14 protein-coding genes are annotated in these 12,236 nt (G+C 62.6%); all 14 read left to right on the plus strand.

All coding sequences use genetic code 11. From position 1 onward, the window contains the following. Window positions 1-238: 238 nt before the first annotated feature. The 14 genes from BG023_RS01145 (at window position 239) to BG023_RS01210 (ending at window position 12,217) form a co-directional block, all read left to right on the plus strand. Window positions 239-424, plus strand: a complete 186-nt coding sequence (locus BG023_RS01145) for a Flp family type IVb pilin (protein WP_069308818.1) — start codon at window positions 239-241, stop codon at window positions 422-424. A gap of 98 nt (window positions 425-522) precedes the next feature. Continuing rightward, window positions 523-1,422 (plus strand): Flp pilus assembly protein CpaB, encoded by a 900-nt coding sequence (gene cpaB / locus BG023_RS01150; protein ID WP_190315795.1) that lies wholly within the window; start codon window positions 523-525, stop codon window positions 1,420-1,422. Next, window positions 1,419-2,822 carry a type II and III secretion system protein family protein gene (locus BG023_RS01155; RefSeq protein ID WP_069308819.1) on the plus strand — a complete coding sequence of 468 codons (1,404 nt, stop codon included), beginning with the start codon at window positions 1,419-1,421 and terminating at the stop codon, window positions 2,820-2,822. Before cpaB ends, BG023_RS01155 begins: the two co-directional genes overlap by 4 nt. After that, entirely contained in the window at window positions 2,812-3,084 is a 273-nt protein-coding gene (locus BG023_RS01160) for a hypothetical protein (protein WP_233993041.1), read from the plus strand. The genes BG023_RS01155 and BG023_RS01160 overlap by 11 nt, the downstream gene beginning before the upstream one ends. A 21-nt stretch (window positions 3,085-3,105) precedes the next feature. Next, entirely contained in the window at window positions 3,106-4,638 is a 1,533-nt protein-coding gene (locus BG023_RS01165) for a pilus assembly protein TadG-related protein (RefSeq protein ID WP_069308820.1), read from the plus strand. Beyond that, a complete protein-coding gene (locus BG023_RS01170; protein WP_069308821.1) occupies window positions 4,635-5,117 on the plus strand; it encodes a TadE/TadG family type IV pilus assembly protein in 483 nt (160 codons plus the stop codon). The genes BG023_RS01165 and BG023_RS01170 overlap by 4 nt, the downstream gene beginning before the upstream one ends. Further along, complete coding sequence (locus BG023_RS01175; RefSeq protein ID WP_069308822.1) at window positions 5,114-5,728, plus strand: TadE/TadG family type IV pilus assembly protein; 615 nt, start codon at window positions 5,114-5,116, stop codon at window positions 5,726-5,728. Before BG023_RS01170 ends, BG023_RS01175 begins: the two co-directional genes overlap by 4 nt. A gap of 13 nt (window positions 5,729-5,741) precedes the next feature. Then, window positions 5,742-6,920 carry an AAA family ATPase gene (locus tag BG023_RS01180; RefSeq protein WP_150122752.1) on the plus strand — a complete coding sequence of 393 codons (1,179 nt, stop codon included), beginning with the start codon at window positions 5,742-5,744 and terminating at the stop codon, window positions 6,918-6,920. Next, the gene (locus tag BG023_RS01185; protein WP_083234464.1) at window positions 6,917-8,299 is read left to right on the plus strand and encodes a CpaF family protein; all 1,383 of its coding nucleotides are present in this window, start codon (window positions 6,917-6,919) and stop codon (window positions 8,297-8,299) included. The genes BG023_RS01180 and BG023_RS01185 overlap by 4 nt, the downstream gene beginning before the upstream one ends. A 2-nt stretch (window positions 8,300-8,301) precedes the next feature. Next, window positions 8,302-9,303: a type II secretion system F family protein gene (locus BG023_RS01190; RefSeq protein WP_069308824.1), complete on the plus strand. Its 1,002-nt coding sequence runs from the start codon at window positions 8,302-8,304 to the stop codon at window positions 9,301-9,303. 5 nt (window positions 9,304-9,308) lie between these two features. Next, window positions 9,309-10,283, plus strand: coding sequence for a type II secretion system F family protein (locus BG023_RS01195; RefSeq protein ID WP_069308825.1), 975 nt, complete (start codon window positions 9,309-9,311; stop codon window positions 10,281-10,283). Beyond that, on the plus strand, window positions 10,283-11,029 hold the full coding sequence (locus tag BG023_RS01200; protein WP_069308826.1) for a tetratricopeptide repeat protein: 747 nt from the start codon (window positions 10,283-10,285) through the stop codon (window positions 11,027-11,029). The genes BG023_RS01195 and BG023_RS01200 overlap by 1 nt, the downstream gene beginning before the upstream one ends. 19 nt (window positions 11,030-11,048) lie before the next feature. Beyond that, entirely contained in the window at window positions 11,049-11,510 is a 462-nt protein-coding gene (locus BG023_RS15015) for an A24 family peptidase (protein ID WP_069308827.1), read from the plus strand. Between the two features lie 20 nt (window positions 11,511-11,530). After that, entirely contained in the window at window positions 11,531-12,217 is a 687-nt protein-coding gene (locus tag BG023_RS01210) for a M23 family metallopeptidase (protein ID WP_233993042.1), read from the plus strand. The last annotated feature ends 19 nt before the right edge of the window (window positions 12,218-12,236 follow it).

Genomic DNA, 12,236 nt, shown 5'->3' on the forward strand with positions numbered 1-12,236 from the left:
AGACCTTTATTTTTTCGTTTAAAAAGCGTTGACCCTTTTGGGCAACCAAACGCAATATCAGGGCGTTCGGGGGGATCTGAACACTCGGGAAGCGCGGTCAACGTGCTCCTGTGATAACAAGAACATGGTCGTGCATCCCGAAAGGGAAGATTCCTTCGACGGGCGTCCCGCCGGCGAGACCGGTCTGGCGTGTTTTCCAGGGGGGCCAACGTGGCCCGCAATACGTAAGGACTGTACCATGAAGAACCTCATCAAGACCTTCCTCAACGACGAAGCCGGCGCTTCGGCTGCTGAATACGCTCTGATCCTCGCCATCATCGGCACCGGCGTTGCCGTCGGCGCCGTGACCCTCGGCGACGCGATCGGCAATGCTCTGAGCCGCGCCGGCTCTGAAATCGACACCCTCGACTACTCGGGTGCGTAATTGAAATTTGATTGGGCCTCATGCAGTCTTTACTGCATGAGGCTCTGTCATTTCAGCTTACTTGATGTGGGGGGCGGCAGTTGCAAAACCGGAATACATTGATTGCCATAGGCGCATTAATCATCGCCGCGTTTGCGGTGTTTCTGGTGAACTCCTACCTCAGCGGCGTGGAAAAGCGCGCTGTGACCACAGCGGAAACGCAAGGCTTGACGCGCATTGTCGTCGCCACCCAGCCGCTCGATTTCGGCGACCCGCTTACGCCGGAAAATGTCAGGCTCCAGAATTTCCCTGCCAACTCGGTGCCGCAAGGCGCGTTCCGCTCGATCCGCCAGGCGCTGGCGGATAATCGCGTTGCGCTGCGCCCGATCGTGCCGGGCGAGCCCGTGCTCGCCGACAAGGTGAGCGGCGCCAGCGGACGGGCCGTGCTCGCCGCCAAACTTCCCGAAGGTATGCGCGCCGTCGCGATCCCGGTGACCGAAGTGACCGGAGTTTCCGGCTTCGTGCGCCCCGGCGATACGGTCGACGTGCTGCTCACCCGCCAGATTCCCGGCGATGGCGCCGAAGCTTACGACCTGATGTCGGATATCATCCTTGAACGGATCAAGGTCCTCGCAATCGACCAGATCGCCAACGAAGGCGAAACCGCCCCGCAGCTCGGCAAGACCGCGGTTCTCGAAGTCGATCCGCTGCAGTCGCAGCAGCTGGCGCTGGCGACCAAGCTCGGCACGCTCAGCCTGGCGCTGCGCAACGTGGAATCGCAGGAAGCTGCCAAGGGCCGCACGGTCACCAACCGCGACATCGGCAATTCGCGCCTCTACATCCGCGAACGCCGGAACGACCGCGGATCGGCGCCCGCTACTTCTGCCGCGCCGGCGATGGCGCAGAACGGCGGCCAGACCGTGCGCCCGGTGGTTACCGGGCCGAGCATGACGATTTATCGCGGGATTGAAGGCCAGGCCTATCCCGTCGGCCTTCTCGGAAGGAAGCAGGGATCATGAAGAACCTTCTCGCAGCAGCCTTGCTGGCCTCGGCCACGCTTGTCGCCTCGCCCGCCTATGCCCAATCGGGCGCGGAGATCCACGCAGGCGACCTCGAAGTGGCGATCAACAAGAGCCAGATCGTCACCGCCGATCGCCCGATCGATCGCGCGATGATCGGCAACGACAAGATCGCCGATGTGCTGCCGGTGTCGGACCGGTCAATCTACATCCTTGGCAAGGAAGTCGGCACCACCAGCCTGACCCTCTATGACAAGATGAACCGCGTGATCGCGGTGATGGACATCTCGGTCGGCCCCGACGCCGAAGCGCTCCGCACCCAGTTTGCCGAGATGTTCCCCGATCAGAGCATCGATGTGCGCGTCACCAATGGCAAGCTGATGCTCAGCGGCGTGGTGAAGGATGCAGGCGTTGCCAGCCGCGCTGCACAGATGGCCAGCGCTTTTGCCGGCGAAAATGTGATCAACATGCTCGCAGTCGGCAGCCCGCAGCAGGTCATGCTCGAGGTGCGCTTTGCGGAAGTGAACCGCACGGTCGGCGAAAAGCTGGGCGTCAGCGGTTTTGCCGGCTCGCTCGATGGTGACTTCCGCGGCGTGACCGGCCGGGGCGCTGCCGCGGTGCCTGACGATGTGCTGGGCAACCGGCTGCAGGCAGATTCGATCCTCGACAATTTCGGCGTGTTCAGCGCGCTGTTCCAGCTCGGCGATGTGAATATCGAAGCCTTCCTCAACGCACTTGAAGAGCAAGGCCTGTCAAAGACCCTTGCCGAACCGACCCTCGTGGCACTGTCGGGCGAGAAGGCATCTTTTCTTGCGGGCGGCGAATTTCCGATCCCGGTGGTCCAGGGTGGCAACGCCGCCGGTGGTGCTGGCGGCGGACAGGCCGCGATCACGATCCAGTTCAAAGCCTTCGGGGTCAGCCTCGGCTTCACCCCGACCGTGCTGGGCGACAAGGTCATCAATCTGATCGTCGAACCCGAAGTCAGCTCGCTCGATCCGTCATCGTCGGTCACGATCAACGGCCTGACCGTGCCCGGCCTGCAAACGCGCCGCGCCTCGACCACGCTCGAACTGCGCGACGGGGAAAGCTTCGTGCTCGCTGGCCTGCTTCGGACCGAATACCAGACGAACGTGCAGCAATTGCCGATCCTCGGCTCGATCCCGATCATTGGCTCGCTGTTCCGCTCGACCCAGTTCCAGAAAGGCGAAACCGAGCTGCTGATCGTGGTGACGCCGCGACTGGTCAAGCCGATCCGGCCCGACCAGGTCCAGCTGCCGACCGACCGCGTCGCCGATCCTGATGCCGTCGAAACGCTGCTGTTCGGGAACGATTACAAGCCGCAGGCGCTGCCGCCCGCGGGACAGGCACCGGCCAAGGGGGATAACGGCTATGAATACTGAACGGCTAGTCATCGCCCTTGGCGCCGGCCTGTTGCTGACCGGATGCGCGACCTACGGCAACCTCGATGGTGCCTATGACCCCGAGGCCTTTGGCGAGGCGAACCGCCAGACCTATGCCGCAATGGTTGTCGATCCCGAGCCGGTCTACACCGAGGATGCGACCGCCAGCGGCGAAAAGGCCGCAGCAGCGGTCGAGCGCTATCGCAAGGACCAGGTCAAGCAGCCCGAGCGCGTGTCCACCTCGGAAACGCCCGAAGGCTGATGCGCGGAGGAGCAATGATCGATGTCGGAACCTCGCTTCCTCGTTGACTTTGCACGGGATCGCAATGCCGCGATCGCCCCTCTCTACGCCATCGCGCTGTTTGCGCTGATCATGATAGCCGGGGTGGGCTGGGACTACAGCCGCATGGCCTCGATGGACAGCGAGCTTCAGAACGCTGCCGATCAGGCCGCGCTTGCTGCCGCCACGCAGCTCACCGGCATTGCCGGGGCACGGCAGCGCGCGCAGGATGCCGCCAACACCTACCTCGCCACTGCCGGCAGCGCATGGGCCAACGAGACTCGGATGGCCAATGATGGCGGGGGCCGCACAGTCGCTCTGGCGAACTTCGAGTTCTTCCAGAGCTGGAACCACACCACCGATGCGCCCGGCCCCGCCGCCTCAAGCGATGCCAATGCGCGCTATGTCCGGGTCACGGTAGATGGGCGCGAGGCGTTCTACGCCCTGACCTCGATCGGCGGCCTGTTATCCTCGGGCGATATCGCCGCCAACGCCGTCGCGACGCTGGAAGCCGCCGCGTGCAACATTCCGCCGGTCATGGTCTGCTCACCGAGCGGCGATCCCGGCTGGCCACGCTCAACCGATATCGGCATCGCAGTCGACATGCGCGAAGGCCCGCAGAACAGCGCGGATTTCACGCCCGGCAACTTCGACTTGCTGAACATCGATTACGACAACCTCGCCCAGAGCGACCAGAACCGGACGCTGGGGCTCAACTCGGATCTGCTCGGGTGCTCGGGGGCGCAGTTGCAAACCGATCCCGGCCGGCGCACGCCGCAAAGCACTGCAGTTAACACCCGGTTTGGCATCTATCCGAACGGGAACAACTTTGCCTGTCAGGCTGATGGCGATTTTTGTCCGGCGCAGGTGACCCGCAGCGATCTGGTCCGCCGCGTGACGGTCAATGGCAACGGCAACAATGCGACCTGCGCGAACACATCTGGCGGCGACCTGATCCCGTACTCGGATGTGCCGGTCAGCCCAGCCGTCCCCCAGCAAGGCTTTCCGCTCGACACCTGCCAGTCGCTCGGGTTGGCGGGCTGCCTCAGCTTCGGCGATGGTAGCTGGCCGGTCGACACCTATATGAACAATATTCACGGCACGACTTCGGCTTCAGTGCCCGGACTGGATGCGGACGGTAATGGGCGGATCACCCGCTACGAGGTCTACAACTGGGAACGTGCTGATGCATCGCGCACCGTGTCCCGCGAACTTGCCCGCGTCCAGTCGACATCACCGAACCGGACCACGCTCTATTGTTCGGCACCGCGACCGCTCCAAGGCACGCCAGTTGTGCCCTCTTCGACCCAAAAGGATCGCCGTGTGGTGGTCGTTGCGGTAGTCGACTGCACGGGCAACAATGGTAGGTTCGACGTCAACACTTTCAAGTTCATCGACATGTTCCTGCTAAGCCCGATGACGGGTTCCGCCGGCTCGCGCGAACTGAAGGCCGAGATTATCGGTCCGGCGCGCCGCGCGGATGGCGGCAGCGGCTTCCAGAGCTTTGGCCGTAAGAAACCGGTGCTGGTCCGGTGATCGGTCGTCTTTTCCGTAGCCGGCGAGGAACCGCCGCAGCCGAATTGGCGCTCATCCTGCCGATGTTGCTCGCGCTAATGTTTGGCGCGATGGAGGCAGGGCATTTCTTCTGGACCCAGCACAAGATCGTCAAATCCGTGCGCGACGGCGCGCGCTTTGCCTCGCGCCTTGATGTGACGCGCTTGTGCGCCAATGATGCGACGCTGCTGACCGAAATCCGCAATGTCACCGCGACCGGTCAACTGGCTGGCGGTGCACCGCCCAAGGTTCCCGGCTGGACCCCAGCGACGGTCAACGTCACCATTTCATGCGGCAGCTTTGTCGATACTGGGATCTATACCGATCTTGGCGGGCGAGGGCCGCTGGTCACGGTGTCATCAGGTGCGGTCGAGTATCCTTCGCTTTTTGAAGCTCTCGGCTTTCTTACCAGTGATCTCCGACTGTCTGCCCGTTCAAGCACTGCGGTGATGGGCATATGAGCGGGCTGATCGCCCTGTGGCGTGATAGCCGCGCCGCTTCGGCAGCCGAGTTCGTGCTCGTCCTGCCGCTGGCGCTGCTGCTGCTATTCGGCATCATCGACGTCGGCAATTACGCCTGGACGCTCAACGAATACGAGAAGGCGACCCAGATGGGCACGCGCTATGCCGTGGTGACCAATGTGGTGCAGCCCGCGCTCGAGACGCAGTCCTATGTCGGCGTCACATGCGGCGGCACGGCCCTTCGCGCCGGTGATCGGATCTGCCGCGAGGCGCTCGGCACGCTTGAATGCAGCGGCACCGCGTGCACTTGCGTGGCTGCGCCCTGCCCCACCGGACCTGTGGACAATGCCCGCTTCACGGCGCTCGTTAACCGTATGCGTACATTCCAACCTGATATTACAGCGGATAGAGTACGCGTAGCCTATCGTGGCTCCGGACTGGGATATGCGGGCGATCCCAACAAACCCGAAATTGCCCCGCTTGTGACCGTACGAATCGTAAATGCGACGTACGTTCCCATTACCCTTTCGCCTTTCGGCGTCGCAGTGCCGTTACCTGACTTTTCCTACTCCTTGACACTCGAGGACGGAGAAGGGGCTACTTCGAGCTGAAATGGATGATCACATGAGTATGTCAGAGACCCTCACCCTCTACCGCCGTCTCCCGACACGAATGTCCGCGTGCGTTGTTGCTTCCGAAGGCGAGCTTGCCCATCTGGAAAGCCAGTTCCCGGAAGAGTTCCAGCAACTCTTCACCGGCATTGCCTCGCCCGCCCATGCGGCGCTGCCCGCGCTGCCGGCCATCCAGCCCAATGTCCTGGTGATCGAAGTCAATCCGTCGCTTCCCGGCTCGGTTGGCCGGATCGAACAGGCGCGCGCACGTTTTCCTGACCTGCCAATCATCGCGGCCGTCGAACAGCTGGATCTGGGCAAGGTTCGCACCTTGATGCGGCTTGGCATCAAGGATGTGGTGGCCCTGCCTTTCAATGCCGACGAGCTGCTTCCGACAGTCATCGACCTCAGCACGGAACAGACCGGCGGCTCTGCCGGCCTTGCCCCGATGCATGCGGTGGCCCATTCCTCAGGCGGCATCGGCGCCAGCACAGTCGTTTCGCATCTCGCCGCTGCGATTGTCGATCAGGACCCTGACGCGCGCTGCTGTATCGTCGATCTCGATTTCCAGTTCGGCGAACAGGCCTCGCTGTTTGGCGTATCGGCGGATGCCAGTGTGGTCGATTGCCTCGAGGCCGGCGACCGGCTGGACTGGGACATCATCGGCAATGCCGTCACCAAGGCGCGCAAGGGGATCGATCTGCTCGCAGCCCCGCGCGACATTCCGCCGCCCGAAACCATCGACACCGAAAGGCTGCTCGGCCTGCTGACCATGCTGCGCCAGCATTATGACCATGTGCTGCTGGATTTCCCGGCCGCCTGGTCGAACGCAGCTCTCTCCGCCGCATGCGCGTGTGATCGCCTGCTGCTACTGGTTGATCAATCGGTCCGTAGCATCAGCCGCGCCGCCAAGACCATCGCGCTGCTCGACAGCGTGGATGTCTCGCGTGAGCATGTCGGCCTGATCGTCAATCGCGCCGAAAAGCGGTTGTTCCAGACAATCAGCACGCAGGACGTTGGCCAGACATTGGGCCGCGAGATCGTCGCAACGCTGCCGCTGGTCAAATCGGGCCTGCCGGAAGCGCAGGTGCGCGGGGTGCTCCTGAGCGAGGAAGACCCGCGCGGGGCCTTTGCCAAGGCGTTCGGCCAACTCGCCCAGAGCATCGCTTTGACCGACGAGGATCCGGCATGAAGTGGTCGGTCAAAAAGAACAGCCTCCAGGCCGAAAGGCCGGCCGAGGATGAACAGCCCGCTGTCGCCGCCACGCCCGACGTCGCATCCTTGTACGGCGAGGTGCCGTCCGAGTTGCTCGAACTGAAGATTTCGATCCACCGGCAGCTGCTCGACAAGATCAACCTGTCGGCGCTCGACAAACTTCCGCGTGCCACCATCCGCGTCGAAGTTGCCGAGATCATCGGCGAAATTCTGGCCGAGCAGAAAGAGCAACTGAACCGCGCCGAGCGTGAAGCATTGGTCGACGATGTGCTCGACGAGCTGCTCGGCCTTGGCCCGCTCGAACCGCTGCTGCAGGATGAATCGATCACCGATATCCTCGTGAACGGCCCGAAGGTGGTGTTCGTCGAACGCTACGGCAAGCTCGAACGCGTGCCGACGACATTCCAAGACGACCGCCACCTGATGCGGATCATCCAGAAGATTGTCAGTGCTGTCGGCCGCCGGATCGATGAATCTTCGCCTTTTGTCGATGCCCGTCTGGCCGATGGCTCGCGCGTCAATGCGATCGTCGCGCCGCTCGCCGTCGACGGATCGCTGCTCTCGATCCGCAAATTCGCCAAAAAGCGGATCGGCATGGATCGGCTTGTCGAATTCGGCAGCATGAGCCCGGCCATGGCCGAGATCCTGCGCGCGGTGGTGTCCATGCGCAAGAACGTGCTCATCAGCGGCGGCACCGGCTCGGGCAAGACGACGCTGCTCAATGCGCTGTCGTCCTTCATCGACGGCAGCGAACGCATCGTCACCATCGAGGACAGCGCTGAACTTCAGCTCCAGCAGGAACACGTCGCCCGCCTCGAAACCCGCCCCGCCAACATCGAAGGCAAGGGCGAGATCTCGCAGCGCGATCTGGTGAAGAACGCACTGCGTATGCGGCCGGACCGGATCGTCGTGGGCGAAGTCCGCGCCGGCGAGGCCTTCGATATGCTCCAGGCAATGAACACCGGCCACGACGGATCGATGACCACGGTTCACGCCAACACGCCGCGCGATGCGCTGTCGCGCGTCGAGCAGATGATCGGAATGAGCGGGATCGACATGCCAGCCCGCTCGGCCCGCGCGCAGATCGCCTCGGCGGTCAACGTCGTGGTGCAGGTCGGGCGCCTCTCGGATGGTCGCCGCAAAGTGCTGAGCGTGTCGGAAGTGACCGGCATGGAAGGCGAAACCATCACGATGCAGGAAATCTACCGCTTCAAGACAACCGGGCGCGGCGAAAATGGCGAAGTGCTCGGCCGCTTCGAAGCGACCGGGATCCGTCCCAAGTTCGCCGCCGAAGCGGGGGCCGCAGGTATCAATCTTCCGGCCGACCTGTTCCGCCCCGAATTCGGAGCCGACTAAGAATGGCCGAAACGTTTCTCAAGGTTGGCATCCTGCTGGCGCTGTTCGCAGCGACTTTTATCATCGTGCAGCTGGTGCTGAACGCGGCTTGGGCCCGGCGATCTCAGCTAAACACCATCAACCAGCGCCTCAAGATGATCAGCGAGGGGCGGACGCGCGAAGAGGTCGTCTCGGTTCTGCGAAAGAACACCGGCGGCGATTTCTCGGCTTTCCCGCAGCCGATCGCCGGCTTGCTTACCGGCCTTGAACGCGCCTTGCGTGCAGCTGGAGTGCCGTTTCAAATCAGCCAGGTGCTATTTGCGATGGCGGTTGCCTTCGGCGTGCTGGTTGCAATCATTGGCATCAGTGCGACGATCAGCGGTTTTGCTGTCTCGGCAGGTTCGATCCTGCTCAGCATCACCATCGCCTTTTGTGCAGCGGTATTGCTGCCAGTGCTGGTGATCAATGTCATCGCCCAGCGTCGTCGCAAGAAGATGGAAGAGCAATTCCCGATCAGCCTTGACGTCTTCATTCGAGCACTACGTGCCGGACACCCAGTGGCGTCGGCGATCGACCTGTTGACCAAGGAGCTGCCAGACCCGATCGGCAGCGAATATGGCCTTGTGGCCGACGAAGTCGCGTATGGTGCCGAACTCACAGATTCGCTCGCATCAATGGCGGATAGATGGAACCTGGAAGACATCCGGATGTTCGTCGTATCTCTCTCGGTGCAAAACGAGACTGGAGGGAACCTGGCGGAAATTCTTGAGAATTTAGCTAGCGTGATCCGCGCTAGGGCCAGCCTGTTCCTCAAAGTGCGGGCGCTGAGCTCGGAAGGGCGTATGACCGGGTGGGTGCTCACTGCCCTGCCGGTAGGTGCCTTTCTAGCGCTATTCGCGATAAACCCATCGTTCTATCTGGATGTCGCCGGTGATCCGTTTTTCATCATCGGCTTCATCTTCTTGATCATTATGTATGCAGTCGGATTTACGATGATCCGCGTCATGATTAACATCAAGGTCTGACGGCGATGATAGATCTGATAGCCAGTAGCATCGTCATCAGGAGCGTCGTCCTGTTCGGCTTGTTTGCCGCGATCGCGTTCATATCCTTTGTAGGATTGAATGTAACCATCCGACGCCGTGATGAACGACGCGCCCTTGAGCGCCTGGTGGTCAACCGGACGGATGAAGGCAAAACTGCCAGCCTGCGGACATTCGGCAATGAAAGTGCTTGGGCGCGCATCGCGCAACGGCTCGAGGAAGCAGGGTTAAGCCTCGCGGACTCGAAAGACGATCGTCTCTCCGCCAAACTCAAAGAAGCGGGTTTCAATAGCCCCTCAGCACCGCGTATCTTTACCTTGATCCGGTTGGCTCTGGTGTTCGCGCTGCCTGCGGCGGCACTGACTTTTCTCTTCCTGGCAGGAAAGCGCCCAGAGATATTCACGATTTATCTTGTAGGCTCGGCGTTGGGCATATTTGGGCTTTTCCTGCCCAACCTTGTCGTCAGCGCCAAAGCCGATCGCCGAAAACAGGCGATCATCAACGGCTTCCCTGATTGCTTGGATTTAATGCTCGTTTGCATTGAGGCGGGACTTGGGATCGAGGCAGCAATGGACCGCGTCGGCCGCGAAGTTGTTGATGCACACCCACAGGTCTCGGAACTGCTTTCCGCTGCCGGCCTTCAGTTGCGGGCGGGTGCCTCACGCGACGAGGCCTTCCGCGCACTTGCCGATACTGCGGGTGTCGAAGAAATCCGCTCGTTTACGACGCTGCTGATCCAGTCGGACAAGCTCGGCACAAGTGTCGGCAGCACGCTGCGCGTCTATGCCGAGGAAATGCGCGAAAGGCGCCGGATGCGGGCCGAGGAGAAGGCTCATCGTCTGCCGGTGCTGATTTCGATCCCGCTGGTGGTGTTCATGTTGCCGGTGATGATCGGGGTGCTGATGCTCCCCGCCGCGATACGGATTGTTCGAGATGTTGCTCCTTTGCTGGCAGGAGGCTGATGATGAAAGTATGGACGATTGCCCTTGCGACCCTTTCTCTTGTGACTGCAGGTTGCGGCGCATTCGACTTCACGCCGAGCACGCGCTCCGCGCAACAGGTCGATATGTCGGATTACTTCGCGCAACGCCTCGAGGCAGGGCGCCTGCACCTCGCAGGCGGTCGCCCGACCAAGGCGATCGAGGCCTTCCGCCAGGCCTCCTACAACCCCGCCTTCGCACCCGAAGCCTTTAACGGCATGGCGGTCGCCTATGCCGCGATGGGGCGTCAGGATGTGGCCCGCGACATGTTCACGCGCGCCATCGACCTCGATCCCACGGACATGCGCTTCCGGCGCAATCTCGCCAAGGTGGACGAGCAGATCATGCTCGCCCGCCAGGCTGCGCCCGTCGTGGCTGACCCGGTGGTGGCGAAAGCCGAACCCGCCGAACCGACTGCTGCAGTTGCGATCGCCAAGCCCCGCGTCCAGACGGCGCGCCCGCTTGCGCTGAAACCGACCAAGGTGCGCGAGGTGTTCATCCGCACCCAGCCTGCCCAGCCCGCGGTGACTGCAAGGGTCGCAGAGCGCAAGATCGACGGCGCGGTGGTCCGCGCGCCGATCATGATCGGCGCATCACGCGCCCAAACCGCGCAGGCACCGAAGCCGATCCGGATCGAACTGCCCGGCGCGCGCCAGCTGGCCGCCGTAACGGTTCGCAAGGGCAATGCGCCCTCGGGGGCGGTGCGGGTCTATCTCGACAAGCCCTGATCCCGAGCTTTAGCAAACCATGCCCCCCATCGAACTGATCGAACTGATCGGACTTGGCCTTCTGGCCGGCCTCGCAGCCTACGGCTCGTGGACCGACATTTCCCGGCGCCACCTGTCCAACTGGCTGTGCCTCGCAACGCTGATTGGCGGCCTCGCCTTCGCGGCGATCGGTGGTGACCTGTCGGTATTTCTGAGCCATCTCGCGCACTTCGGGATCGCGCTGGTGATCGGGATCGGACTGTTCGCGGTCAAAGCGTGGGGTGGCGGTGATGGCAAGTTCTATGCCGCAGTCGCGTCATGGATCCCGCTAGGCAGCTTCTTCGTTCTGGTATTGGCGATCTCATTGGTTGGTTTGGTAATGATGATGGCAATGCTCGTGAAGCACCGAGGCCGCCTGTTGCGAAAAGACTCACCCGGTGTTCCCTATGGCGTGGCGATCGGGCTGGGCGGGGCAATCGCACTTGGGTCGATCGTGTTGTGAGCCGCCGCGCGGGTTCATCCTTGCGCTTACCCTCGGCCGCCGCCGCGCTGGCTGCGTTGCTCTACACTGTGCCGCTGTCGGCCTCCAGCAAAGCCGCTGAAGCAAGCCTGCCCCTTCCCGATCCCGGTGAGGCGCTGACCACTCCCGCAGACTCCGACTATTCTCCGATCACGATCGACGCGCCTGTCGGCCGGGTGCAACTTGCCCGCGCCGGCGATGCGCTGGGAGAGCGCCGGTACGAGGCGCGCAGCGGCAATCCCGGTGCGGTGATCGTGACCTTCGCCCGAACCCCTGCGCGGCGCACAGGCACAGGGGCCGTCATCGGCGGTTTCCCGACAGGGCTGCCTTTGGGGGGCGCACGCCTGACCAGTGGCTTCGGCTACCGCTTCCATCCGCTCTCCGGCCGATATCAGCCCCATGCGGGCGTCGACCTTGCCGCCCCGACAGGAACGCCCGTTATCGCGACGGCTGATGGTGTGGTCGATGTCGCGGGATGGAGCGGCGGCTATGGTCTGCTGGTCGCGGTCAACCACGGCGGCGCGGTCGAAACCCGCTACGGCCATCTTTCAGGCGTGGCGGTGGCGCCGGGCGAGAGCGTGAAGAAGGGCCAGGTTATCGGCTATGTCGGATCAACCGGGCGTTCGACCGGGCCGCATCTGCATTACGAGGTCAGAGAAGGTCAGGTCGCAGTCGATCCGCTGCGCTAGAATTGTGTTGCCGCATCGC

Source organism: Porphyrobacter sp. LM 6 (assembly GCF_001720465.1).
Taxonomy (GTDB): domain Bacteria; phylum Pseudomonadota; class Alphaproteobacteria; order Sphingomonadales; family Sphingomonadaceae; genus Erythrobacter.

Coding starts and splice junctions, on each gene's coding strand:
- BG023_RS01195 (WP_069308825.1), top strand. CDS start 9,309: ATGATAGATCTGATAGCCAGTAGCATCGTCATCAGGAGCGTCGTCCTG.
- BG023_RS01190 (WP_069308824.1), top strand. CDS start 8,302: ATGGCCGAAACGTTTCTCAAGGTTGGCATCCTGCTGGCGCTGTTCGCA.
- BG023_RS01200 (WP_069308826.1), top strand. CDS start 10,283: ATGATGAAAGTATGGACGATTGCCCTTGCGACCCTTTCTCTTGTGACT.
- BG023_RS15015 (WP_069308827.1), top strand. CDS start 11,049: ATGCCCCCCATCGAACTGATCGAACTGATCGGACTTGGCCTTCTGGCC.
- BG023_RS01160 (WP_233993041.1), top strand. CDS start 2,812: ATGAATACTGAACGGCTAGTCATCGCCCTTGGCGCCGGCCTGTTGCTG.
- BG023_RS01175 (WP_069308822.1), top strand. CDS start 5,114: ATGAGCGGGCTGATCGCCCTGTGGCGTGATAGCCGCGCCGCTTCGGCA.
- BG023_RS01185 (WP_083234464.1), top strand. CDS start 6,917: ATGAAGTGGTCGGTCAAAAAGAACAGCCTCCAGGCCGAAAGGCCGGCC.
- BG023_RS01155 (WP_069308819.1), top strand. CDS start 1,419: ATGAAGAACCTTCTCGCAGCAGCCTTGCTGGCCTCGGCCACGCTTGTC.
- BG023_RS01145 (WP_069308818.1), top strand. CDS start 239: ATGAAGAACCTCATCAAGACCTTCCTCAACGACGAAGCCGGCGCTTCG.
- BG023_RS01165 (WP_069308820.1), top strand. CDS start 3,106: ATGTCGGAACCTCGCTTCCTCGTTGACTTTGCACGGGATCGCAATGCC.
- BG023_RS01180 (WP_150122752.1), top strand. CDS start 5,742: ATGAGTATGTCAGAGACCCTCACCCTCTACCGCCGTCTCCCGACACGA.